The following is a 24,835-nucleotide window of genomic DNA, read 5'->3' as shown; positions in this document are numbered from 1 at the left end:
GCTCAAATGAAGCGCGGTATCGGACCGTTTTGCGGCGTGGTGCGGTCGCCGAGGTCGAGGAAGATCTCGTCGATGTAGCACCATCCCCAACCTTCCGGCGGATCGTAGCCTTCGATGACAGGATGGCCGGTTGCCCGAAAATGTTTGGTGGCATGACGGTTGGGCGAGTCGTCGCAGCAGCCGACATGGCCGCATGTGCGGCAGAGCCGCAGATGCACCCACTGCGAACCGCTCTTCAGACATTCCTCGCAGCCGAGCGTGCTCGGTGTCACGTCGCGAATGTCCCCGGCGTGCCTGCATTCGTCTGCCATCATACGCTCCTGACCAGTTGTGGCGCCACGGCGAGACTGCCGTTTCGCGCGAGATATGCATGCAGCGCTGCAACCACCTGGGCGCCTTCGCCGACGGCAGCGGCGACGCGCTTGATCGACCCGGAGCGCACGTCGCCGATGGCGAACACCCCGCCGCGGTTCGTCTCCAGTGCACCACGTTCCTGGCCAATGTCAGGCCCGGTGCGAACGAAGCCCTTCGCGTCCAATGCCACGCCGCATTGCGCCAGCCAGTCGGTGTTCGGATCGGCGCCGATGAACAGGAAGAGGTGGCGGATCGGACGTGCTGTCTCGGTGTCGCGGTTGCGCCAGCGCACTTTGCTAAGATTGCCGTCGTCGCCTTCCAGTGCCGCAATCTGCGTCTCAGCCAGCACTTCGATGTTCGGCTGTGCCCTGACGCGCTCCACCAGATAGCGCGACATGCTCGCATCGAGGCTGCTGCCGCGCGCCAGCAGCCATACCTTCTTCACATGCGCCGCCAGGTAGACGGCAGCCTGACCAGCCGAATTGCCGGCGCCGACCAGGGCTACCTCTTGCCCGGCGCAAAGCCGCGCTTCGATCGGCGAAGCCCAGTAATGCACGGAGGTTCCCTCGAATTGCGCCAGGTTTGCCATGTCGAGGCGGCGATAGCGCGCTCCGCTGGCGATCACCACCGACCGTGCCCGCACGGTCTCCCCGCCGCCGACGGCGAGCGTGTAGTGGGCACCGGACGCGTCGCTTGCGCTGCCCAGCAGCTTCGCCTCGTCCGGTATCACCATCTCGACGCCGAATTTCTGCGCCTGATTGTAAGCGCGCGCCATCAGCGCCATTCCCGAAATGCCGGTCGGGAAACCGAGATAGTTCTCGATGCGCGAGGAGGCGCCCGCTTGTCCGCCAAAGGCACGGCAATCGAGCACGATCGTCGACAACCCTTCGGAAGCCGCATAGACGGCCGCCGCGAGGCCGGCCGGTCCGGCGCCGACAATGGCCACGTCGTACAGCTTGCCGGAGTCGATCGGCCTCACCAGGCCGATGCAGCGGGCAAGCTCGTTCTCTCCGGGATTGAGCAGCAGCTTGCCGTTCGGACAGAGCACAATCGGCAAATGGTGGATATCGACATGGAAGCGTTCGATCAGCGTCCTGGCGCAGGTATCGGTAGCAGAATCGAGAACCCGGTGCGGCTGACCGCTGCGGGCCAGGAAACCTTGCAGCCGCAATACGTCGCCGCTGTCGACCGGTCCGACAATGATCGGTCCGGCTGTGCCGCTCTCGAGCAGGCCGACACGGCGCAGGATCAGCGCCCGCATGATGCGCTCGCCGAGGTTTGCTTCCTGCACCATCAGATCCCGCAGCCTTTGCGAGGGGATGACGAGCGCCTCGACCGGCTCGACCGTCTCCACATCCACCAGTGAGGGCCGGGCTGAAAGCTGCGCCAACTCGCCGACGAAATTGCCCGCACGATGCGTGACGATGGTTTCGCGCCGGCCGAAGCTGCCGCCCTGGATGATATCCACCTTGCCGGACAGGACCACGATCAGACCGGGCGCCAGCTCGCCAGCTTTGACGATCTGTTCGCCTGCAGCATAGGACACGGCTTCGCCGAAACGGCCCATGCGGTCCAGGTCCGCCTCAGCCAGCACTGGAAACATCTGATCGCGACGGGCAATGGAGATCGGATTGGCGGATTGAGACATGGTTCGAACCTATCGCCGGTTTCCGACAGTTTGAAGCGGTTTTTGCGGCTTGCGGCCGGTAGGAACCTGGCTCGCCTGTCGGTAAACGCTGTGTCCTTCGCTTCGCAGTTAACTGACGTCGGCCGTGCGACGGTGTCGTCCCGACGTGCCTCACGATCCGTTGCATCTCCTTGATTTGTTTGATTTGCGCATCCCGGCAAACCCGGCGCATGCTGCTTCAGCCGGCACCTGTCTAAGCCGGCCAGGCCCGGCGGGCCGTCCTGTGTCAAACTCTCGGCCGCCGGGCTTCTGGACAGCAGAAAACGGCCTGTGTCCGAGCACTCCGCAAACTGGCCTGCGGCCTGTTGTTCGGCGGGTGCTCAGGCAGCTACCTGAAGCACAATCTTGCCGCGCGTGTGCTGCTTCTCGAGTTGTTCCTCGGCCCTGGCGACTTCCTCAAGAGGATAGATTGCCTGCACGAATGGCCTGACCTTCCCGGCGTCGATGAGGCGGCTGATCTCGGCAAGCTGCGCCGCGTTCGGCTTGGTCAAATAGGAAACGCCGCGAGCCCGATGCAGGCGGGCCTTCTCCGCCGACGGCTCGGAAAGCGTTGAGACGAGCGTCCCGCCGGGCTTGAGCACGTCCCACGAGCGGTCCTGTGTTTCACCCGCTACCAGGTCGAAGACGAGGTCGACGTCCTCGACAAGCTCCTCGAAGCGCTGGTTCTTGTAATCGACCGCCTGGTCGGCGCCAAGCGCGCGGACGAAATCGAAATCCTGCGCGGACACGGTCGTCGCGACAAACGCGCCCGCGGCCTTTGCGAACTGCACCGCCAGATGACCGACGCCGCCGGCGCCGCCATGGATAAGGACCCGCTGCCCGGATTTGAGGCCGCCGTGATCGAAAAGGCCTTGCCACGCGGTAAGGCCCGCAAGTGGCACGGCGGCGGCTTCGGCGTGGCTTAAGCGTTGCGGCTTCGCCGCCGCCTCCGTTGCCTTGACGACGACATATTCGGCGTTGCCGCCGCGGTCGTTGCCGAGCATGGCATATAGCGGATCGCCCTTCTTCAGCGTATGGGCCCGCGTGCCGCACAGTTCCACCACGCCGGATACGTCGCGGCCGAGCGTGACGGGCAGATCCGCGCCCGAAGAGCCCTCGCGAACCTTGTAGTCGACGGGATTGACGCTTGCCGCGTAGACCTTGAGCGTGACCTCGTCGTCATGCGGCTGAGGCAACGGAACCGCGTCCAGCGAAAGAACCTCCGGTCCACCAAAATCGTGGATTCGGACGGCCTTCATCGTAATCATGGCTTGCTCCTCGTCGGGTTGCAGTCCAGTTCGCTCTGAACAGTTTCGCCGGCAGGCCGGCGTCTATCCAGCCGGCGGTTCGGTCGTAGCAAAGGCCGGCCGGTGGTGCGCCGTCAGTGTATCGTTTGCGAATGCTCGCCGCCGGGTTGCGAGATGCCGCTCAGCGCTTCACCTGCTGTCGCCGTCTCGCTGTTGGTGGCGAGGTCGCCCAGCGAAACGATGCCGACCAGGCGCTTGTCGCGGTTCAGCACCGGCAAGCGGCGCACTTTCAGGTCAGCCATGTTACGCAGAACATCCTCCGCGTCTTCGTCTTCGAAGCAATACCTGACCTCGGTGCTCATCACTTCCCGTACCTTGGCGTCAGGTGTCTTGCCTTGGGCGACGCCGCGGATTGCGATGTCGCGATCGGTTACCATGCCGACAAGCCGATCGTTCTCGCCCACCGGCATTGCGCCGGCGTCGAGGCGACCCATCATTTCTGCCGCATCGCGCAGGGTTTGCTGCGGACTGGCGATCTCGACGTCCTTTGTCATGCAGTTGCCGACTTTCATTTTAACCTCCCTTGGTTGCAGGGCCCGCCGCCGGTTTCCATGATGAAAGGGTGAATGAGCGCCAGCGCAAAACGTTCCATGGCAAGACCCGTTTCGAGCGCTTCGCCGAAATCACCCTTGCCATCCTCCACCCGACCGCCCTTCAGGCGGTCGGCCCGGGAAAGGTCGGTTCCGAAGGAATTTCGGAAGGCGTGCCGGGAGGAACTCCGATCGGCTCCTGGTCCGGCGTCGGAATTGGATCCGGCGAGGGCGGGGGTACGCCTGGAGGTTCTCCCGGCGGAGTCTCCGGCGGGGCAGGCGGCCGGGCCGGCTCCGGATTGGGATTGTCCGGCAGTGGATTCGGGTTATTCGGATCGGGATTGTTCATCGGTCACTCCCCTGACAACTGTGACCTGATCTCCGCCAAGAGCGGGGGTGCGGCAGCGGCGATCAGGCTCTCTTGTCCTAAACCAAGGGGAAGCAAAAGCGTTCCCGCTTCCGACGCCACGCGCGGTGCCAATCTATCGGGCGGTTCCCAGGCTGGCATACATTCCGTTGGTGCGGAACTGCGTCGGGTTGATGCCGTAGAGGCGGCGGAAGACCTTCGAAAAGTAATTGGCATCCTCGAAGCCGCACATGATGGCGACTTCCTTGACCGGCAGGAAATCGGCCTTCGTGAGCAACTTCGCCGCGCGCTGCAGTCGCTGCTGCAGCACGAATTCGGCGGGCGGAAGACCTTCACTCTCGGCGAAGCAGCGCGAGAAATGCGCGCGGCTCAGGCCGCTGATCTCAGCGAGATCGGCAACGCGGAGCGGCCTGTCGAGATTGGCCCTGATGTGATCGATGACCGGCTGCATGGCGCTCTTGTCGTCTGTGACGGCATGCGAGCCGAAGACATCGTCGTAGAGCGCCATGGCTGCTTCATAGGCGACGGCCGAGGCGGCTCCCGGCGAGACCGCGCCCGTGATCAGGCGCACACTGCAATCAGCCAGATGATCGATCGTCGAGGGCTGCAGCCGCAGCACCGGACCGACGGCGGCAAGGATCGACTTGTGGATGCGCAGTGCCTCCTCGCCGTTCATCGATATCCAGAAGAACTCCCAGCGTTCGCCCTTGGCCAGCCAGTAACGGTGGTTGTGCGGCACGAGAACCAGCAAAGTGTCGCCCTTTTGCAGGCGGTAGTTCCGGTTCTCGTAGCGCAATCGGCCGGCGCCGCTGATCGTATGCTGGAGCACGGTAAACGGCGTCAGGCCGCGCTTGCGCCCATCCCAGTCGTAGACCTCGTTCTCGCGCACTTCATAGCCGGTGCTTGTCGGCATGGTGTGTAGGCGCTGGCGCCCGCGCGGCAGCGATACCGTCCTGCCCGCCGGCCCGATGTCGATCAAGTTCCGCAGCACAAAATTACCCCTAAAAGCATAATCCTTCTCTGGTCGCGTGCCGAATAAGGCGCATAATCCCTTGAGAAAAGCAAAAGAAACCGCGGTCAAAGAGCGGATGGGAGGAAATGCTGGATTCCAGCCTGCATAGCGTGGCAGGCGGGCCAGGCCTCTTTTCGCCGCCTTTGCCCCAGCGTTCGATCAGGTCGAGGTGAGGCTGATGAGTTTCAAGATCGCTATCATCGGTGCGGGAAGCGTCGGGTTCACCAAGAAGCTCTTCACAGACATTTTGTGCGTTCCTGAATTCAGGGATGTCGAATTCGCATTGACCGATCTCAGCGAGCGCAACCTCCAGATGATCAAGTCGATCCTCGACAGGGTCGTCGAATTCAACAGGCTGCCGACCAAGGTTACGGCAACGACAGACCGCCGTGCTGCCCTCGAGGGTGCCCGCTACATCATCAGCTGCGTTCGCGTCGGCGGTCTCGAAGCCTATGCGGACGACATCCGCATTCCCTTGAAGTATGGCATTGACCAGTGCGTCGGCGACACGATCTGCGCCGGCGGCATCCTCTATGGCCAGCGCAACATTCCGGTAATCCTCGATTTCTGCAAGGATATCCTCGAAGTCGCCGAGCCTGGGGCGAAATTCCTGAATTACGCCAATCCGATGGCCATGAACACCTGGGCGGCGATCGAATATGGCAGGGTCGATACCGTCGGCCTCTGCCACGGTGTCCAGCATGGCGCCGACCAGATCGCCGAAGTGCTCGGCGCCAAGTCGCGCACCGAGCTCGACTACGTCTGCTCCGGCATCAATCACCAGACCTGGTTCATCGACCTGCGTCTCAACGGCCGCAAGATCGGTAAGGACGAGCTGGTTGCCGCCTTCGAGGCGCATCCGGTCTATTCGCAGCAGGAAAAGCTGCGCATCGATGTCCTGAAGCGCTTCGGCGTCTATTCGACCGAAAGCAACGGCCATCTTTCCGAATACCTGCCCTGGTATCGCAAGCGGCCGGACGAAATCACCCGCTGGATCGACATGTCCGACTGGATCCACGGCGAGACCGGCGGCTACCTTCGTTATTCGACCGAAACACGCAACTGGTTCGAAACGGAGTTCCCGCAATTTCTGGAATCCGCCGCCAGGCCGATAGACCCCGCCAAGCGCTCCAACGAGCATGCCAGCCACATTCTCGAGGCGCTGGAGACGAACCGCGTTTATCGCGGCCATTTCAACGTCAAGAACAACGGCATCATCACCAACCTGCCGCAAGACGCGATCATCGAGTCGCCCGGCTTCGTCGACCGCTTCGGCATCAACATGGCTGCAGGCATCACGCTGCCGGAGGCCTGCGCCGCCACTTGCACTTCCTCGATCAACGTCCAGCGCATGTCGGTTCATGCGGCGATCTCCGGCGATATCGACCTGCTGAAGCTCGCCGTCCTGCACGATCCGCTGGTCGGCGCGGTTTCGACGCCGGAAGAGGTTTGGCAAATGGTGGACGAAATGGTCGTCGCCCAGGCCCGCTGGCTGCCTCAATATGCGGGCGCCGTGCCGGCTGCAAAGGAGCGGCTTTCGAAATCCAGGGTCAAGACCCGCGAATGGGCTGGCGCGGCACGGCGCGACGTCCGTTCGATCGAGGAGTTGCGTGCGGAAAAAGCGGCTCTCAAGCAGGCCGTGTGAATTTCACCGGGTGGATCGCGGCGAGCTTTCGGGAGGATTTTCCGCACCCGTCTGTACATTCGTTCGAGGAGAAATGGAGCGGCGTCAACGCGCTCCTGAACAACAGGGAGGAGAGACGATGAGGAATTTTCGAAACATTGGCATTCTCGCCGGGCTGGCGCTTAGCGTCTCGGCCTCGGCGCTGAACGCGTATGCATCCGAGCCGACCGTGCCGCCGGTGCCCGCGCAATTTCCCGCCGAGGGAAAGATCAAATACGTCGCGCGCGACTCCATCCTGGAGTTCAAGGCACTTCCGGAATACCACGAACCCGATTGGGTCACCGACAAATACGTCAAGGCAGGCAAGCTGCCGCCGGTCAAGGACCGGCTGCCGAAGGAGCCGCTGGTCTTCAAGACCGGCAATATGCCGGACGGTGTCGGTGTCTACGGTGATACGATGCGTCATGTCATCGGCGGCCGGCCGGAGGGTTGGAATTATGGCGCGGGCCAGACACAAGGCTGGGGCGGCATCGACATCGGTCTTTCCGAATGCCTGACGCGCACGGCCCCGCTCTTCCAGGTCGAGGCCAAGGATACAGAGCCGCTGCCGAACCTCGCCAGGAGCTGGGACTGGTCGAAGGACGGCCACACGCTGACGATGCATCTGGTCGAAGGCGCCAAATGGTCTGACGGCGTTCCGTTCAACGCCGACGACGTGATGTTCTACTGGGACGACGAGGTGATCGACCCCAATGTGTCGCCGCTGAACGGCGCGACGCAGGAGACCTTCGGCGTCGGCACGACGTTGAAGAAAATCGACGACTACACCGTCGAGTGGACGTTCAAGGACGCCTTTCCGAAACAATATCTTTACGCCATGGCTTACGGCACCTTCTGTCCGGGCCCGTCGCATATCCTCAAGCCGCAGCATCCGAAATATTCGAAGAACACCTACGAGCAGTTCAAGAACGCGTTCCCGCCGGAATATATGAACATGCCGGTGATGGGCGCCTGGGTGCCGGTGGCATACCGCCCCGACGACATCATCGTCATGCGTCGCAATCCGTACTATTGGAAGGTCGACGAGAAGGGCAACCAACTGCCGTATCTCAATGAACTGCACTACAAATTGTCGACCTGGGCCGACCGCGACGTTCAGGCCGTCGCGGGAGCCGGCGACTTCTCCAATCTGGAGCAGCCGGAGAACTTCGTCGCCTCGCTGAAGCGCGCGGCGCAAAAGGACGCACCGGCACGGCTTGCGTTCGGCGCGCGGCTGATCGGCTATAATCTGCGCATGAATTTCTCAGCCAATGGCTGGGGCAACCCCGACGAGCGCGGACAGGCGATACGCGAGCTGAACCGCAACGAGGACTTCCGCAAAGGCGTCACCATGGCGCTCAACCGCAAGGCGCTCGGCGACTCGCTGGTCAAGGGTCCGTTCACTGCCATCTATCCGGGCGGCTTATCCTCGGGCACGAGCTTCTACGACCGGAAGTCGACGGTCTACTACCCCTTCGATCTCGAAGGCGCCAAGGCGGAACTCGCCAAGGCAGGCCTGAAGGACACGGACGGCGACGGCTTCGTCAATTTTCCTGCAGGTACCGCCGGCGGCAAGAATGTCGAGATCGTGATGCTCGTCAACAACGACTACACCACCGACAAGAGCCTTGCCGAAGGTGTAGTCGCCCAGATGGAAAAGCTAGGGCTGCGGATCGTGCTGAACGGACTCAACGGCACCCAGCGCGATGCCTCGCAATACTCCGGCCGCTTCGACTGGCTGGTACGGCGCAACGATCAGGAGCTGACTTCCGTCGTCCAGAATACCGATCAACTGGCCCCGGTCGGTCCACGGACTAGCTGGGACCATCGTGCGCCGGAAAACGGCGAGGTCGATATGATGCCTTTCGAGAAGGACCTCGTCGACATCGTCAACAAATTTGTCTCGTCCGCGGACAATGACGAGCGCGCCAGCCTGATGAGAGATTTCCAGAAGATCTCGACCGAGCACGTCTACAATGTCGGCCTGACGGAATATCCCGGCGCGCTGATCATCAACAAACGCTTCTCCAACATCCCGCAGGGCACGCCGATCTTCATGTTCAACTGGGCCGAGGATTCGATCGTCCGCGAGCGGGTCTTTGTCGCTGCCGACAAGCAGGCCAAGTACGAGCTGTTCCCCGAAGAGCTTCCCGGCAAGCCCGGAGACAAGGGCCCGATGAACTAGGTTTACCTCCCCTGACTGAGAACTCCGGCCGCCCCAGTTGGCGCGGCCGGACAAAGCAAACCTCCGTACGCTCAAAGAGAGCGACCGGCCAGACAAGGAAGCGAACCGACCGATGTTGCGATTCCTGCTCACGCGCATAGCGTCGGCGATCCCGGTCCTCGCCATTCTGAGCCTGGTCACCTTCGCCATCATCCAGGCGCCGCCGGGCGACTATGCCGACTACATCCGCTCGCAGTTGATCAATCAGGGCGGGGCCTCATTCGCCGAGGCCGACGCGCAGGCCAAGGCCTATCGGATAGAACATGGTCTCGATAAGCCGCTGCCCGTCCAGTATCTCAACTGGATCGGCGGCATCATCACCCGCGGCGATTTCGGCTACAGCCTCTATTACAATAAGCCGGTGGCCGATGTGGTGGGCGAGCGCCTGCCGCGCACGCTGCTCCTGGCGCTGGTGTGCCATCTGCTGGCCTCGGTCCTCGGTATCACCTTCGGCATATGGGCGGCGACCAGGCAGTACAGCTGGATCGACAGTACGCTGTCAGCGATTTCCTTCCTCGGCATGACGGTGCCGCGCTTCCTGATGGCGCTGATCATCGTCTATCTGCTGGTCTTCCAGTTCAACGTTTCCGAGATCGGCAGCTTCTTTTCGCCGCAATTTGGCGGGGCGCCGTGGTCCTGGGCGAAGTTCGTCGATCTCGTCCGGCATGTCTGGCCGGTTGTCGCCATCGCCACCTTCGGCGGGCTCGCCTACAACATGCGGGTGATGCGCGGCAATCTGCTCGACACGCTGAACGCGCAATATGTCGAAACCGCTCGCGCCAAGGGCCTTAGCGGCGGTGCGGTCGTGATGCGCCATGCGGTGCCCAATGCGCTGCATCCGCTGGTCATGTATCAGGGCGTGGTGCTGCCCTATATGCTGACCGGCGAGATCGAGACCGCGATCATCTTTGCCCTGCCGACCGTCGGCCCGGCGATCGTTGGCTCGATGGCGGTCGGCGACGTCTATGTCACGGCGACATTCATGATGGTGCTGTCGGCGACGCTGATCGTCGGCAACATCATCGCCGACATGCTGCTCGTCATGCTCGATCCGCGTGTGCGCCAATATGCAGGGTCCTGAGATGCTTGCTTTCGAGCCCTCGCTGCCGCCACTTGCCGAGGAACCGGCCAAGATCAAGCCGCGCGGCAATGAGAGTTACATCGCACTCGTCTGGCGCCGCCTGAAACGGTCCTGGACCGGCATGGCCGGGCTCATCCTGGTCGCGTTTCTGGTGCTGCTGGCTGTGTTTGCCGACTTCTTCGCACCGATGGATCCCAAGGTGACCGATGTCGGCTTCGCCCCGCCGCAGATGATGAGCTTCCATGACAAGGACGGCAACTTCGTCTTCCAGCCACGCGTCTATGCCCTGGCGGATTCGGAAGACCTCGACCCGGTCACCTTCCAACCCGTCGTCGGGCCGGACTACGACCATCCGCGGCTGCTCGGCTTCTTCGTCAAGGGAGCGGAGTACAGACTGCTCGGCCTGCTTCCCGCGAACCGGCACTTCTTCGGCTCGACCGACGGCCAGCCGGTGCACTTCCTTGGCACCGACAAATTCGGCCGCGATGTGCTGGCTCGTGCGATCTATGGTTCGCGCATCTCGTTGATGATCGCATTGACCGTGGTCTTCATCGTCACCGTGATCGGCACGACGGTCGGCATGGTGTCGGGCTATTTCGGCGGCACATTCGATGTCTGGGTCCAGCGCTTCGTCGAACTGGTGCTCGCGTTTCCGCAATTGCCGCTTTATCTGGCGCTCACCTCGCTGGTTCCGGTGACGGCGCCGACGAATGTCTTCCTGGCCTTCGTGATCGTCGTCATGTCGGCACTCGGCTGGGCGCAGATGTCGCGCGAAGTGCGCGGCAAGACCCTGGCACTGGCGCGGATCGACTACGTTCGTGCGGCGATGGCGGTCGGCGCCACAGATGGCCGCATCATCATGCAACACATTTTTCCAAACGTGATGAGCCACGTGATCGTTGCGGTCACGTTGGCAATCCCCAGTGTGGTCCTGCTCGAATCCTTCCTCGGTTTTCTCGGCTTCGCGGTGAAGCCGCCGCTGATCTCCTGGGGCCTGATGCTGCAAGACACCGCGACCTATTCGGTCATCGGCACCTATCCCTGGATCCTCTCACCGGTCGGCTTCGTGCTTGTCACCGTCTTCGCGTTCAACGCGCTTGGCGATGGACTGCGCGATGCGGTCGATCCGTATTGAGCGTGACATGATACAACACGCGCTCGTCAAATCCTTTGCACCGCCTGTCCGACTCGATCATGACGGCCGTTCGGAAAACCCGGTCATCGATGCCCGCAACATCGCCGTCGATTTCAAGGTCGAACACGGCATGATCGAAGCCGTCAAGGACATCTCCTTCCAGCTCTATCGCGGCGAGACGATCGCCATTGTCGGCGAGTCGGGATCGGGCAAGTCGGTCACGGCGCGCACCGTCATGGGACTGTTGTCGAAGCGCGCAGTCGTGTCGCCGAAATCGACTGTCGAATACAACGGGGCCAACATCCTGAAATTTTCCGAGCGTGCGCGGCGCAAACTGCGCGGCGACCGCATCTCGATGATCTTTCAGGAGCCGATGAGTTCGCTCAACCCGATCTACACGATCGGCAGCCAGATCGTCGAGGCGATACGGGTGCATCGCAAGATGAGCCGCAGGCAGGCCGAAGCAAGAGCGCTCGAGCTGCTGCAGCAGGTACAGATTCCTGAGCCCCAGGCGCGGCTGAAACAATACCCGCACCAGCTTTCCGGCGGCCAACGCCAGCGTGTGATGATCGCCATGGCGCTGGCCAACGATCCCGATGTGCTGATCGCCGATGAGCCGACGACGGCGCTCGACGTCACGGTTCAAGCGCAGATCCTCAATCTCATCCGAAACCTGCAGAAGAAACTACGCATGGCAGTGATCCTGATCACGCACGACCTGACCGTGGTGCGGCAGTTCTCCGACTATGTCTACGTCATGCAGCATGGGGAGATGCGCGAGCACAATGTGACGGAGAAGCTGTTCGCCAATCCGCAGCATCCCTACACCTGTCACCTGCTTGCCTCCGAGCCGCGCGGCCAGGCAAATCCGTTGCCGGAAGGCGCCGACGTTATTCTTGAAGCTAGGAATGTGCGCGTCTCCTTCATGCTGCGGCATGGCACGTTCATGAGGCCGGACCTGCGCGAACTCGTCGCCGTCGACAGCCTCAGCCTGACCCTTCGGCGGCACGAGACGCTGGGTCTCGTTGGCGAATCCGGATCGGGCAAGACCACCTTCGGCGAGGCGTTGCTCAGGCTCAACACCACGGACAGCGGCGAGATCTATTTCGATGGCCGGCCGATCCATGGCTGTTCGCGCGCGCAGATGCGGCCGTTGCGGTCGCGCATGCAGGTCGTCTTCCAGGATCCGTTCTCGTCGCTCAACCCGCGCATGACGATCGGCCAGATCATCGAGGAAGGGCTGGTCGTCAACCGCATGGGCGCCACCAGGAACGATCGGATCGAGCGGGTGCGCGAGGCGCTGATCAGCGCCGGCATGCCCGGCGATATCCTCTCGCGCTTCCCGCACGAGTTTTCCGGCGGCCAGCGCCAGCGTATTGCGATTGCCCGCGCCGTCGCGCTCGAACCGGAATTCATCGTACTCGACGAGCCGACATCGGCGCTGGATCTCTCGGTCCAGGCGCAGATCATCGAATTGCTGCGCAAGCTGCAGCGCGAACGGGGCCTGAGCTACATCTTCATCTCGCACGACCTCAAGGTCGTGCGGGCGCTGTGCCACCGCGTCATCGTCATGCAGCACGGCAAGATCGTCGAAGAGGGGCCGGTCGACGAAGTCCTGTCCCATCCCAAGACCGCTTACACCGAACGGCTGGTCAAAGCCGCTTTCGAGGTAGCCTAATTGCTTATGCCGGAGGTTGTTGTGGCAAGAAATCCCAAGGTCGCTTTCATCGGAGCTGGCTCGACGGTGTTCATGAGGAACATCGTCGGCGACATATTGCAGCGTCCGGCTTTATCCGGCTCGACGATCGCGCTGATGGACATCAATCCGCAACGGCTCGAGGAAAGCGCAATCGTCGTCGGCAAGCTGATTTCGACGCTCGGCGTGAAGGCCAGGGCCGAAACCTATTCGGACCAGCGCAAGGCGCTGGCGGGCGCCGATTTCGTCGTCGTCGCTTTCCAGATCGGCGGCTACGAGCCCTGCACCGTCACCGACTTCGAAGTTCCGAAGAAATACGGGCTGCGCCAGACCATCGCCGATACGCTCGGCGTCGGCGGCATCATGCGTGGCTTGAGAACCGTGCCGCATCTTTGGAAGGTCTGCGAGGACATGCTCGCGATCTGCCCGCAGGCGATCCTGCTGCAATATGTCAACCCGATGGCGATCAACACCTGGGCGATCGCGGAGAAATACCCCGAGATCAAGCAGGTCGGCCTCTGCCACTCGGTGCAAGGCACGGCGATGGAGCTGGCGCACGATCTCGACATTCCCTACGAGGAGATTCGCTACCGCTCGGCCGGCATCAACCACATGGCCTTCTACCTGAAGTTCGAGCATCGCCAGCCTGATGGCTCCTACCGCAATCTCTATCCGGATCTGCTGCGCGCCTACAGCGAAGGGCGGGCGCCGAAGCCTGGGTGGAACCCGCGCTGCCCGAACAGAGTGCGCTACGAGATGCTGAAGCGCCTCGGTTACTTCGTCACCGAGAGCTCCGAACATTTCGCGGAATACACGCCCTATTTCATCAAGGACGGGCGCGAGGATCTGATCGAGAAATTCGGTATCCCGCTCGACGAATACCCGAAGCGCTGCATCGAGCAGATCGAACGCTGGAAGGGGCAAGCGGAAGCCTATCGCTCGGCTGACAGAATAGAGGTCGAGCAGTCGAGGGAATACGCGTCCTCGATCATGAACTCGGTCTGGACCGGCGAGCCGTCGGTGATCTACGGCAACGTCCGCAACAATGGCTGCATCACGTCATTGCCATATAATTGCGCGGCCGAGGTGCCATGCCTCGTCGACGCCTCCGGCATTCAACCCACGTTCATTGGCGACCTGCCGGTGCAGCTCACCGCGCTGATCCGCACCAATATCAACGTCCAGGAGCTGACGGTCCAGGCGCTGGTGACCGAGAACCGCGAGCACATCTATCACGCGGCGATGATGGACCCGCACACGGCGGCCGAGCTCGACCTCGACCAGATATGGTCGCTGGTCGATGACTTGCTGGTTGCGCATGGCGATTGGCTGCCGGCATGGGCGCGTGGAGCGCGCAGCGTTCGAGCGGCCTGAGGCGCAGGGCTGTCTATTTCACTCGCCTATGCCGACCATAGGGCCGGCTTTGAAAGCGGAGCGGCGTTGCCGGCAGATGTTTCGAAATCAAAGAGCTTCTGCGTTACGAGAGCAGCCGCTCCCCTTGCCCAGGAATTGTCCTCCCAGTCCAGCAGCATTGGTGGTGCCGCGCGAAAGGTATTTTTCCCAAGCGTCAGCCGCATTGGGCCAAACAGCGCATCGCCAAACGACACGGCTTCACCGCCGACGACAATGACCTCCGGGTCGGTGATGTTGACAAGGTTGGCGAGATGCCGGCCGATGCCACGTCCGGCTTCTTCGAGAATGGCGACGGCTCGCGGTTCGCGGTCTGCCAAGGCTGCCATAAGGCTGACTTTGCTATCCGTTTCGTCGTGCCCGGTGGCTTCGCGCCAGGTGCGCAGGATCGCCGGCTCGGCGTAATAGGCCATCAAGCAGCCGCGTTTTCCGCACTCGCAAAGGCGGCCGTTCTCCTCATATGAGGTGTGGCCGAACTTGCCGGCAGCACCGTTCGCGCCGCGATAGAGTTTGCCATCGAAGACGAGCGCGCAGCCGATTCCGACGCCGATCGCCAGCACAGCCATATTGCGGTGCTGCCGTCCCAGGCCGAAGAGTTGCTGGGCAATGGCATAGGCATTGGTGTCGTCCTCAAGCCACACGGGGACGTCTACCCGTTCGGCCAGCATCGGGCCAAGGGGAACGTTGTCCCAGTTGTAGCGATTGCTGCGGATACACACAGCCTTCTGGTTGTCTATGACGCCAGGCATTGAAACGCCGATCCCGGCAAGCCTGGCGCCGGGCCGATCGACAATCGCAATCAGCTCCGGCACCGCCTTGGCCAAGGTCGCTATGATACGGTCTGGATCGCTGTCCGAGAGCTTGACACGCATCGAGCCCAACGGATTGGTCGCAAGATCGGTGACCACGCATTCGACCGACCCGACCATCAGCTTGAAGCCTATGGCAAGACCGTTGGCATAGTTGATATCCACCGGGATAGGGCGGCGCCCGGCCGAGCCCACGACTGTCTTGCCTTCGATCAGCAGGCCCTCCTCGATGAGGTCGGCCACGACGAAGGTGACCGCTGCCGGACTAAGGCCGGTAACGGACGCTATATCGGCCCGGCTGCGCGGACCTTCCTGCCGCAAGAGATTGAGGATCAGTCTGCGGTTCATCGCCCGAGTCGTGCTCGGGTCACCCTTGAGCTTCACGGATCCGCTTTCTTAATTTTGTAAATTAATTATTGCCTCTCGAGAAAACATATGCATAAGTTTGCCCGACTGTTCAACACCCGAACCGGGGGTCAGCGAAATTAATCCGGTTAGCAATGTCACCGCGCTCTGAAGGAGCGGGCAAGCATATTCTCTTGCCCGGGAGGTGAGCCGCGCCGTTGAGAAGAACAACCGCGCCGGCCGGTGTGCCAGTAGAGAATTGACAACACGGGAGGAGTAACAATGACGTTCAAGTGGATTGAAAAGCCGTCGACGCGGCGCAATTTCCTGAAGGGAGCTGGGGGCATTTCCGCTGGAGCTCTCGCGGGCTTCCCGATGCCGGCACTCAGCCAGTCGAGCGAAGTCACCATCATTTCAGACGAAAACAATGCCGATGCCCTGCGGATCTTGCGGCGCATCGCGGCCGACTTCGAGAAGCAGTCCGGCACCAAGGTTGTGATCAACAATATGGATCACGAGGCCCACAAGACCGCGATCCGCAACTACCTTGTGGCCGGCGCGCCGGATGTCTGCTTCTGGTTCTCTGGAAACCGCATGCGTGCCTTCGTCAACCGCGGCCTGTTCGACGACATTTCGGATCTGTTCGAGAAGGAAAAGTACAAGGACGTGCTGGGTGCTACCACCGGTGCCGTCACGGTCGACGGCAAGCAGTATGGACTGCCGACCGGCGGCACGATGTGGGGCATGTTCTATCGCAAGGACGTCTTTGCCGAGCACGGACTTACGGTACCGGCGACCTGGGACGAATTCCTCGCTTACGGCCAGAAGTCCAAGGCTGCAGGCCTAATCCCCGTCAGCATCGGCACCAAGGAACTCTGGCCGGCGGCCGGATGGTTCGATCAGATGAACCTGCGGATCAACGGTCTCGACAAGCACTTCGCCTTGATGAACGGCAAGATGGCCTATACCGACCCGGCGCTGAAGCCCGTTTTCGACCACTGGGAAGAGCTGATCAGGCAGGGTTTCTTCACGCCGGATCAGACGTCGTTCGGCTGGCAGGAGGCTGGCGCCTTCCTCGCCCAGAAGAAGGCCGGCATGATGAACCTCGGCGCCTTCGTGAAAGCTACTTTCCCTGAGCAGGATCTCGAGCAGCTGACATTCGCCCCTTTCCCGAAGATTGACGGCGCCCTCGACCGCTACGAAGAATTCTCGGTCAATTCGGTCCACATCCCGGCCAACGCCAAGAACAAGGCGGGTGCCCGCGAGTTCCTCGCCTTCTTCTACCAGCCGGAAAATTTCGGCCCTTATCTGGAACCTGGCGGCAACGTTCCGCCGCGCAACGACCTTCCGGCCAGCAAGGATCCGCTGGTCAACGCAGCCGTGGAAAGCCTGAAGACGGTGGCCGGCACATCGCAATATTACGACCGCGATACCGATCCCGACATGGCCCAGGCCGGCCTGGTCGGCTTCCAGGAATTCATGGCCAAGCCGGAGCGCCGGGACGCCATTCTTCAGCGTCTCGAGGGAACCCGTCGCCGGATCTTCAAGATCTAGCGCCTCCCAGCGGAGGGGAGCGGGGTTCGTGCTCTGCTCCCCGATGCTTTCCGTGAATGAGGTCTCCCAAAATGACGAAGGTTTGGCGCCGCCATCGCTGGTGGCTGACACCGACACTTCTGATTCTGCCCGCCGCTGTGCTGTTTTCCGTCGTCATTCTGGCATCTGCGGTCGAGAGCCTATGGATCAGCCTGCACGAATGGGACGGCTTCAGCCCGATGGTCTGGATCGGCCTCGGCAACTACCGCGAACTGTTCGCCGACCCGCAGTTCTATGTTTCGCTGAAGAACAATCTGATCTGGTTGGTGATGTTCATGCTGGCGCCGCCGCTCGGCCTCGCCATCGCGCTGCTCGTCAACCAGAAAATCCGCGGCATGCGCCTGCTCAAATCGCTGTTCTTCATTCCGCTGGTGCTGGCTTCGGTTGCCGTCGGCGTTGTCTTCACCTGGGTCTATACGCCGGAATTCGGACTTCTCGCCCTGATCTTCCGCACCTTCGGCGCGACCGCCCCGGCAGTGCTGTCGGATGAAAATTTCGTCACCTTCGCTGTCGTGATCGCAGCGTTGTGGCCGCAGATCGCCTTCTGCATGGTGCTCTATCTCGCCGGCCTCAACAATCTCAGCGAGGACCTGATCGGCGCCGGGCGGGTTGACGGCGCCAGGGGCTGGAACATGCTGCGCCACATCGTGTTGCCGCAGCTGACGCAGGTCACCTTTATCGCCATCGCCGTCACCGTCGTCGGCGCACTGCGTTCCTTCGACATGGTCTCGGTGATGACCAGCGGCGGCCCCTTCGGTTCGTCCGAGGTGCTTGCCTATCAGATGTTCGAGCAGTCCATATTTTCCTACCGCTTCGGCTATGGCGCGGCCATTGCCTCGGTGCTGTTCGTGATCATGGCGGTCTTCATCGCCTGGTACCTGACGCGGATGATCCGCGCCGATGAAAGAGGCGGCTGATGTTTCCCCGCCCGATTCCCGAGACTGCTATTTGGCAGCGTGGCCTCTATGTCGTGCTGGTGGTCGGCATCCTGATTGTCTGGCTGGCGCCGCTCTTTGCCATCATCCTTACCTCGTTCCGCTCTACGCAGGATGTCATGGGCGGCAATCTGTGGGGCTGGCCGACCCAATTCGGCCTGGTCGACAACTACACGGCGGTCTTCACCCAGACGCCGATGGCCCGCTACTTCCTCAACAGCCTGACGATCACCATCCCCTCGGTGATGGGCGTTCTCATCTTGAGCACGCTCGCCGGGTTCGTGCTCGCCCGTTACCGTTTTCGCGGCAACATGCTCGTCTTCGCCCTGTTCGTCGGCGGAAACTTCCTGCCGCACCAGATCATGATGATCCCGGTGCGCGATCTCATGGTGCGGCTCAACCTCTACGACACGATGGCCGCCCTGATCATCTTCCACATCGCCTTCCAGACCGGGTTTGCGACACTGTTCATGCGCAACTTCATCGCCGCGTTGCCGGGAGAACTGTTTCAGGCCGCCAGGGCCGAGGGCGCGACACCGTTTCAGACATTGGTACATGTCGTGGTGCCGCTGGTGCGGCCGGCTCTTGCGGCGCTGGCGATCCTGCTCTTCACCTTCATCTGGAACGATTATTTCTGGGCGGTCGTGCTCACCATCAGCGATACCGTCAAACCGGTAACCGCTGGCCTGGCCAACCTGCGCGGCGAATGGGTTTCGGCCTGGAACCTGATCTCGGCCGGCACCATCGTCGTGGCTTTGCCGCCGGTTGCCATGTTCTTCCTAATGCAGAAGCACTTCATCACCGGCCTCACCATGGGAGCGGTCAAGGGATGAGCGACCATGGCTTCAAGGCGTCGCCCACCCGATCCGAAACTGATTTCGCAAGCAGGGCTCCATGACCAGTCTTGAACTCCGGCAGATACAAAAGAATTATGGCAGCTACCACGCGCTGCGCGGCATTGATCTCAGCGTCGAACAGGGCGAGTTCATTGTCACCGTCGGGCCGTCCGGCTGTGGCAAGTCAACGCTGTTGAAGATCATCGCCGGGCTTGAAACCGTCTCGACCGGTGAAATTCTCATCAACGGCCGTGATGTCACCACCACCGAGCCGGGTGAGCGCGGCATTGCCATGGTCTTCCAGTCCTATGCGCTTTACCCGCATATGACGGTCGCCGAGAACATGGGTTTCGGCCTGCGCATGGCGCATCGCCCCAAGGCCGAGATCGATGCCGCCGTGCTGCGAGCCGCCAAGATCCTTCGCATTACCGACCAGCTCGACAAGCGGCCGAAACAGCTTTCCGGCGGCCAGCGTCAGCGTGTGGCGATCGGCCGTGCCATAACCCGCTCGCCCGACGTGTTCCTGTTCGACGAACCGCTATCCAACCTTGACGCAGCGCTGCGCACGCAGATGCGCGTCGAGCTTTCCGATCTGCACGCCAGGCTCGGCGCCACCATGGTCTATGTCACGCACGACCAGACCGAGGCGATGACAATGGCGAGCCGTATCGTCGTGCTCAATCGCGGCTCGGTCGAGCAGGTGGGCGCTCCGCTCGAACTCTACCGCAATCCGGCCAACCTTTTCGTCGCGGGCTTCCTCGGCGCACCCCGGATGAATTTTTTCGAAGTGACCGTCGCCGCTGTCTCCGGCGGCGCCGCCAGGCTGTCGACCGCCGGTCTTTCTCCTTTGACTGTCGAACTGACGGAAGCGGCATCCGTACAGGTCGGCGATAGGGTGACGATGGGGATTCGGCCGGAGAGCATCAGCTTGGCCGCGGAAGGGACAGCGAGTTTTGCAGGACGGGTGCGGCTGGTCGAGCATCTCGGCCGCGAGACCATCCTCTATGCCGACGCCGGCCCGCTGCAATGCGTCAGTTCTGAAAGCGGCAGCGGCAACGTCACCGTCCAGATCGGCCATGCGAGTGCCGTCGCTGCCGATGCGACCGTCGGCTTCAAGGTCGAGCCGCGTGACGTCTATCTCTTTTCCTCTGTCGATGAGCGGACAATCAGTGCCCGCAAATCCACCATCACCGACTGATCTTCAGGAGTATCCTTCGTGAACAAGACTTCAAAAGGCCGCGCCCTGTCGGTCTGGCGCACGATCCAGACCGACCGCTTTCTGGTCGGCGCGCCGCACTACCCCGAACATGTGGACGAGAGTTACTGGGACAATGACGCCCGGCGCATGGCCGAGGCCGGCTTCAACGTCGCCCGCCTCGGCGAATTCGCCTGGCACATTTTCGAACCGCGTGAAGGCACCTTCGATTTCGACCTGTTCGACCGGGCAATCGAGGGGCTGGCGCGTCACGGCGTCAACACGATCCTGTGCACGCCGACCGCCACCCCGCCGCGCTGGCTGACCGCAAAGCATCCGGAAATCCTGCGGCTTGATGGAAATGGCCGGTCGATGGGCCACGGCTCGCGCCAGTATGCCGACACCAGCAGCCCGGTGTTTCGCGACTATAGCCGCAAGATTACCAGGGCGATGGCGGACCACTACCGCGACAATGCAAATGTCATAGGCTGGCAGACCGACAACGAACTCAACACCAGCATGCCGGAATCCTATTCGCCGTCGGCATTGAAGGAATTCCAGGCTTATCTCCAGGAAACCTACAAGACGATAGACAGGCTGAACTTCGCCTGGGGTGGCGATTTCTGGGCGACGGCTTACGGCGATTTCAGCGAAATTGTCTTCCCGCTGGATTTTTCCCCGTCCTTTCCCGGTCCCGGTCACCTCCAGGACTACCACCGTTTTCTCGCCTTTTCGACAGCACGGTTCCAGCACGACCAGGTCGAGATCCTGAGAAAAGCGAATGCCAGTTGGTTCATTTTCCACAATCTCGGCGGATTGCGTGACATCGACTTTCGTGGCCAATTCTCCACCGATCTCGACTTCGTCGGCTACGACATCTATCCGTTCCTCTATGACGAGTTCTTTCGCCTAGGCAACCACGCCAAGATCCAGGCGCTGCATCTCGACATCTGCAGGGGATTTTCCGGCAACTACATAGTGCCGGAACAACAGTCGGGTTTTGGCGCCCAGCCGGGCTTCTGCACGCTGACGCCGGAGCCGGGCGAAATGCGACGCATGGCGATGTCGTCGGTTGCGCGTGGCGCCGATGGGATCATGTTCTTCCGCTGGCGTCCCGCACATTTCGGCGCCGAGATATACTGGATGGGCATCATCGATCACGATGATGTCGCTCGCCGCCGCTATGATGAAGCCAGGCAGTTCGCCACCGAGATGACGGCGCTTAAAGACAAGATCCTAGGCACCCATGTGCGGATGGATGTCGGCATCGCCGGCTCGGACTTCGACAATCAGGAAGCCCACAAGACCTTCCCCATCGGCCTGCCAAGTCCGCAGGATGATGCAACCTTGCTGCATCAGTATTGCTATGACCGCGGCATCGCCTGCGGCTTCATCCACCCGGAAGACGATCTGTCGAAGCTCAAGGTGTTCTACGTGCCGCATTGGGTGATCTGGAAGGACAGCTGGACCGAGCGGCTGCAAGTCTTTGCCGAAAATGGCGGTACCGTCATCATCGGCGCGCGCACGGGAACCCGCGACGAAAACAACCACGTCATCCGCGACACAGCGCCGGGCCGGTCGCTGTCGAAGCTGACCGGCGTTCGCGTCGAGGATTTCGGGCGGCTGGCGGCACCTGGGGCCAATGGCCTGTTCAATACCATGTCGCGCTCCGGCGGGCTCGTCATTCCTCCCGACAGACCGGCCGAATCCAGCCGCCGTATCCGTCGTTTTACCATTGGAAACCACGAGTTCGATGCCGGTTATTTCTATGAGAACCTCGCAGTCGAACCGGAAGTCGAAATTGTAGGGATTTGGTCGAACCGCTACGCGGCGGGAACGCCTGCAATTACCTCCCGCGCCGTCGGCAAGGGCCGTGTGCTCTATGTCGGCACTTATCTAACCCCGGAGCTGACAGCTCAACTCGCTACGCGCACTTTCGTGGATGCGAATGTGGAGCCTCTGGTTCCGGATCTGCCGGACGGCGTCGAGGTCACGATGCGCGAGAATGACGAACGCCGGCTGCTGTTCGTGCAAAACATCAAAGACACGCCCGTTGCGGTAACCGGCGTTCCCTTCGGCAGCAACCTGCTCGATGGCGAAGCACCTGTCTCCGGAGTGTTGACGCTGGACGGCTATGGCTGCGCTGTCCTCGAATTGATCTGAGCATTGTCGCGGACGTTAGCCATACGAAACCTGAGTACTCTCTGATCGTGGAATTCGACCGCCATCGGCAGCACGCCGGCATCGATCCATATCGAACCGGCGCTTTGAACGTGCGCAAGGAACGGCCGGCGAACTGCTGTTGCTCGCATTCAACGACGGCAGTTACACTACCGGCGCGACCATCGGAGCCGATGGCGGCATCTCGTTTCATCCTTGTGAGCGTCATGAATTTCGACATTTCCGTCCGAACCGAGGCCTTCCGCAGCCGGATCGCCGATTTCGTCGAGCGCGAAATCCTGCCGCTCGAGGCTGACAAGGCTTGCTATGACGGCCATGGCAATATCGCGCTGCCGCTGCTTGAAACGCTGCGGGGCAAGGCGAAAGCAGCCGGCCTGTGGTGCCTGCAGCTGAAACCCGAGACCGGCGGGGCCGGCCTTTCCAAGGTGGATATGGCCGTCTGCTATGAAGAGATGAACCGCTCGATCTTCGGTCCGGTCGTGTTCAATTCCGCGGCCCCCGACGATGGCAACATGATGGTGCTGGAACGACTGGGAACGCCGGAGCAGAAGCAAAGATGGCTGAAGCCGATCGTCGAGGGCAAGGTGCGTTCGGCTTTCGCAATGACGGAACCGCATCCGGGCGGCGGCTCCGACCCGTCGATGATCATGACCAGAGCCGAACGGCGCGGCGACAGATATGTCGTCACAGGCCGCAAATGGTTCATCACCGGCGCGCAAGAGGCGAGCCACTTCATTCTCATTGCGCGCACTTCGGACGATCCGCGTCACGGCCTTTCGGCCTTGCTGTTCCACAAGGACCAGCCGGGCTGGCGGATCGTGCGGCGCATCGAAATCATGGGACCGGAAGAACATGGCGGCCATTGCGAGCTGGAGTTCGACGGCCTGGAAGTCCCGGTCGAGGACGTGCTTGCCGGCGAAGGCAGCGGCCTCCGGGTTACCCAGGTCCGGCTCGGTCCGGCGCGGCTCACCCATTGCATGCGCTGGCTCGGTCTTGCCAAGCGCTGCATCGAGATCGCGCGCGCCTATGCCGCCGAGCGTAGCGGTTTCGGGCAGCTTTTGGCCGACCGTGAGAGTATCCAGCTGATGCTCGGCGACCTTGCCATGCGCATCGAGATCGGGCGGCTGCTGGTGATGAAGGCGGCCTGGGAGCTCGATCGCCGCGGCTTTGCCCGCAAGGAGGTCTCCATGGCCAAGATCCAGGTCGCCAACGTGCTGCATGACGCCGCCGACGTGGCGATCCAGATCAACGGCGCCCGCGGCTATTCGAAAGACACTGTACTCGAATGGATCTACCGCTACGCCCGCCAGGCTCGCCTGGTCGACGGCGCCGACGAGGTCCACAAGATGGTGCTCAACCGCTTTCTCAATGAGGAAGGTGCGGGCTTCTGGCGCTGGCATGTCGAAGCCGGCAGACAAGACGAAACAGGTCGCGGCGGGAACCGCTGAGCCGGCAATGAGGATGGATTTCGATCCGGTACGCCTGGAGGATTTTCTGAGAGCGCATTTTGGCGATGGCCAAATGTCGCTTGAGCGGATCGTCGGCGGCCAATCCAACCCGACCTATTTCGTCGACTATGGCGGCCGCCGCATGGTTCTGCGCAAGAAACCTCCGGGACCGATCCTGCGCGGCGCTCATGCGGTCGATCGCGAGTACCGGGTGATCGAGGCGCTAGCATCGACAAAGGTGCCGGTGCCGCGGCCGGTGCTCTATCACGACGGCGACGAGCCGCTCGGCACGCCGTTCTATCTGATGCAGCGGCTCGACGGCCGGGTGTTCCACGATGGCTCGTTGCCGGGACTGGCGCCGGACGAGCGGCGCGGCATCTATTTCGGCATGGCCGAGGCGCTGGCAAAGCTGCACGCAGTCCGGCCGGAAGAGGTCGGGCTCGGCGACTACGGCCGTCCCGGGAACTATTTTGAGCGACAGATCGCGCGCTGGACCAGACAGTTGCGGGAATCGCCGAGCGAGCGCATTGCCGCGCTCGAAGCCGTCGCCGAATGGCTGCCGCGACATCTTCCGCCAGATGACGGCCACGTTTCGATCGCGCATGGCGATTTCCGTCTCGGCAATCTCATCTTCCATCCCGAGCGGCCCGAGGTGATCGGCATACTCGACTGGGAGTTATCGACCCTCGGCCATCCGCTTGCTGATCTCGGCTTCTGCTCGATGCCCTGGCATTCCTCATCGGACGAATATGGCGGCATCCTCGGCCTTGATCAGGCAGCCCTCGGGATTCCGACACAGCGCGAATTCCTCGATCATTACTTCGCCCACGCCGTGCCGACGGCGCCGCTGCAGCGGTTCCATCTGGTGTTTGCCATGTTCCGCTTTGCCGTGATCTTCGTCGGCATCGCCGACCGCGTGCTGGCCGGCAGCGCGGTTGCGGCCGATGCGGCCGACGTGGCACCGCTGGCCGGCCGTTTTGCTGCACGCGCCATCGAAGTCATCGACGGCGCGCGGACCTGGTGACGCGAGGCTGGCAGTCGGCTGAGC

General features: G+C 61.9%; 20 protein-coding genes. 13 read left to right on the top strand and 7 right to left on the bottom strand.

Features of this window, described 5'->3' with window-relative positions; translation table 11 throughout:
- Nucleotides 1-2: 2 nt before the first annotated feature.
- The 6 genes from NKJ23_RS06515 to NKJ23_RS06490 all read right to left on the bottom strand — a co-directional run bounded on the left by NKJ23_RS06515 (nucleotide 3) and on the right by NKJ23_RS06490 (nucleotide 5,215).
- Entirely contained in the window at nucleotides 3-314 is a 312-nt protein-coding gene (locus NKJ23_RS06515) for a UBP-type zinc finger domain-containing protein (RefSeq protein WP_352679224.1), read from the bottom strand.
- Nucleotides 311-2,002 carry an FAD-dependent oxidoreductase gene (locus NKJ23_RS06510; RefSeq protein ID WP_352679221.1) on the bottom strand — a complete coding sequence of 564 codons (1,692 nt, stop codon included), beginning with the start codon at nucleotides 2,000-2,002 and terminating at the stop codon, nucleotides 311-313. The genes NKJ23_RS06515 and NKJ23_RS06510 overlap by 4 nt, the downstream gene beginning before the upstream one ends.
- A gap of 359 nt (nucleotides 2,003-2,361) precedes the next feature.
- Nucleotides 2,362-3,288: an NADP-dependent oxidoreductase gene (locus NKJ23_RS06505; protein WP_352449638.1), complete on the bottom strand. Its 927-nt coding sequence runs from the start codon at nucleotides 3,286-3,288 to the stop codon at nucleotides 2,362-2,364.
- Between the two features lie 113 nt (nucleotides 3,289-3,401).
- Nucleotides 3,402-3,839: a CBS domain-containing protein gene (locus NKJ23_RS06500; protein WP_352472517.1), complete on the bottom strand. Its 438-nt coding sequence runs from the start codon at nucleotides 3,837-3,839 to the stop codon at nucleotides 3,402-3,404.
- Nucleotides 3,836-3,970, bottom strand: a complete 135-nt coding sequence (locus NKJ23_RS06495) for a hypothetical protein (RefSeq protein WP_352472518.1) — start codon at nucleotides 3,968-3,970, stop codon at nucleotides 3,836-3,838. The genes NKJ23_RS06500 and NKJ23_RS06495 overlap by 4 nt, the downstream gene beginning before the upstream one ends.
- A gap of 369 nt (nucleotides 3,971-4,339) precedes the next feature.
- Nucleotides 4,340-5,215: an AraC family ligand binding domain-containing protein gene (locus NKJ23_RS06490; protein WP_502897782.1), complete on the bottom strand. Its 876-nt coding sequence runs from the start codon at nucleotides 5,213-5,215 to the stop codon at nucleotides 4,340-4,342.
- Nucleotides 5,216-5,414: 199 nt separating this feature from the next.
- On the opposite strand from NKJ23_RS06490, the gene NKJ23_RS06485 reads away from it, so the two are divergent.
- The 6 genes from NKJ23_RS06485 (at nucleotide 5,415) to NKJ23_RS06460 (ending at nucleotide 14,409) form a co-directional block, all read left to right on the top strand.
- A complete protein-coding gene (locus NKJ23_RS06485) occupies nucleotides 5,415-6,881 on the top strand; it encodes an alpha-glucosidase/alpha-galactosidase (protein ID WP_352679214.1) in 1,467 nt (488 codons plus the stop codon).
- 118 nt (nucleotides 6,882-6,999) lie between these two features.
- Nucleotides 7,000-9,084 carry an ABC transporter substrate-binding protein gene (locus NKJ23_RS06480; protein ID WP_352679212.1) on the top strand — a complete coding sequence of 695 codons (2,085 nt, stop codon included), beginning with the start codon at nucleotides 7,000-7,002 and terminating at the stop codon, nucleotides 9,082-9,084.
- Between the two features lie 112 nt (nucleotides 9,085-9,196).
- Complete coding sequence (locus tag NKJ23_RS06475; protein WP_031211897.1) at nucleotides 9,197-10,204, top strand: ABC transporter permease; 1,008 nt, start codon at nucleotides 9,197-9,199, stop codon at nucleotides 10,202-10,204.
- Nucleotide 10,205: 1 nt separating this feature from the next.
- Nucleotides 10,206-11,339, top strand: a complete 1,134-nt coding sequence (locus tag NKJ23_RS06470; RefSeq protein WP_352467677.1) for an ABC transporter permease — start codon at nucleotides 10,206-10,208, stop codon at nucleotides 11,337-11,339.
- A gap of 10 nt (nucleotides 11,340-11,349) precedes the next feature.
- Nucleotides 11,350-13,017: an ABC transporter ATP-binding protein gene (locus NKJ23_RS06465; RefSeq protein WP_352501439.1), complete on the top strand. Its 1,668-nt coding sequence runs from the start codon at nucleotides 11,350-11,352 to the stop codon at nucleotides 13,015-13,017.
- Between the two features lie 21 nt (nucleotides 13,018-13,038).
- Nucleotides 13,039-14,409 carry an alpha-glucosidase/alpha-galactosidase gene (locus NKJ23_RS06460; protein WP_352679209.1) on the top strand — a complete coding sequence of 457 codons (1,371 nt, stop codon included), beginning with the start codon at nucleotides 13,039-13,041 and terminating at the stop codon, nucleotides 14,407-14,409.
- A gap of 26 nt (nucleotides 14,410-14,435) precedes the next feature.
- Here the strand turns inward: NKJ23_RS06460 and NKJ23_RS06455 are convergent, their stop codons facing one another.
- Nucleotides 14,436-15,638 carry an ROK family transcriptional regulator gene (locus NKJ23_RS06455; RefSeq protein ID WP_352679207.1) on the bottom strand — a complete coding sequence of 401 codons (1,203 nt, stop codon included), beginning with the start codon at nucleotides 15,636-15,638 and terminating at the stop codon, nucleotides 14,436-14,438.
- A 243-nt stretch (nucleotides 15,639-15,881) separates the two neighbouring features.
- On the opposite strand from NKJ23_RS06455, the gene NKJ23_RS06450 reads away from it, so the two are divergent.
- From NKJ23_RS06450 to NKJ23_RS06420, 7 genes are all read left to right on the top strand, one after another.
- A complete protein-coding gene (locus tag NKJ23_RS06450) occupies nucleotides 15,882-17,153 on the top strand; it encodes an ABC transporter substrate-binding protein (RefSeq protein WP_352679204.1) in 1,272 nt (423 codons plus the stop codon).
- Nucleotides 17,154-17,224: 71 nt separating this feature from the next.
- Nucleotides 17,225-18,109 (top strand): carbohydrate ABC transporter permease, encoded by an 885-nt coding sequence (locus tag NKJ23_RS06445; RefSeq protein ID WP_352679201.1) that lies wholly within the window; start codon nucleotides 17,225-17,227, stop codon nucleotides 18,107-18,109.
- The gene (locus NKJ23_RS06440; RefSeq protein ID WP_352452362.1) at nucleotides 18,109-18,960 is read left to right on the top strand and encodes a carbohydrate ABC transporter permease; all 852 of its coding nucleotides are present in this window, start codon (nucleotides 18,109-18,111) and stop codon (nucleotides 18,958-18,960) included. Before NKJ23_RS06445 ends, NKJ23_RS06440 begins: the two co-directional genes overlap by 1 nt.
- A 61-nt stretch (nucleotides 18,961-19,021) precedes the next feature.
- Nucleotides 19,022-20,161 (top strand): ABC transporter ATP-binding protein, encoded by a 1,140-nt coding sequence (locus NKJ23_RS06435; RefSeq protein WP_352679198.1) that lies wholly within the window; start codon nucleotides 19,022-19,024, stop codon nucleotides 20,159-20,161.
- Between the two features lie 18 nt (nucleotides 20,162-20,179).
- Complete coding sequence (locus tag NKJ23_RS06430; protein WP_352679195.1) at nucleotides 20,180-22,321, top strand: beta-galactosidase; 2,142 nt, start codon at nucleotides 20,180-20,182, stop codon at nucleotides 22,319-22,321.
- A 224-nt stretch (nucleotides 22,322-22,545) separates the two neighbouring features.
- Nucleotides 22,546-23,787, top strand: a complete 1,242-nt coding sequence (locus NKJ23_RS06425; protein ID WP_352679374.1) for an acyl-CoA dehydrogenase family protein — start codon at nucleotides 22,546-22,548, stop codon at nucleotides 23,785-23,787.
- A 7-nt stretch (nucleotides 23,788-23,794) separates the two neighbouring features.
- Nucleotides 23,795-24,811, top strand: a complete 1,017-nt coding sequence (locus NKJ23_RS06420; protein WP_352679371.1) for a phosphotransferase family protein — start codon at nucleotides 23,795-23,797, stop codon at nucleotides 24,809-24,811.
- The last annotated feature ends 24 nt before the right edge of the window (nucleotides 24,812-24,835 follow it).

The organism is Mesorhizobium sp. M0184, from assembly GCF_040322215.1.
Classification (GTDB): domain Bacteria; phylum Pseudomonadota; class Alphaproteobacteria; order Rhizobiales; family Rhizobiaceae; genus Mesorhizobium.
The sequence above is the reverse complement of the archived record's forward strand: the minus strand, read 5'-3'. Positions and strand labels throughout refer to the sequence as shown.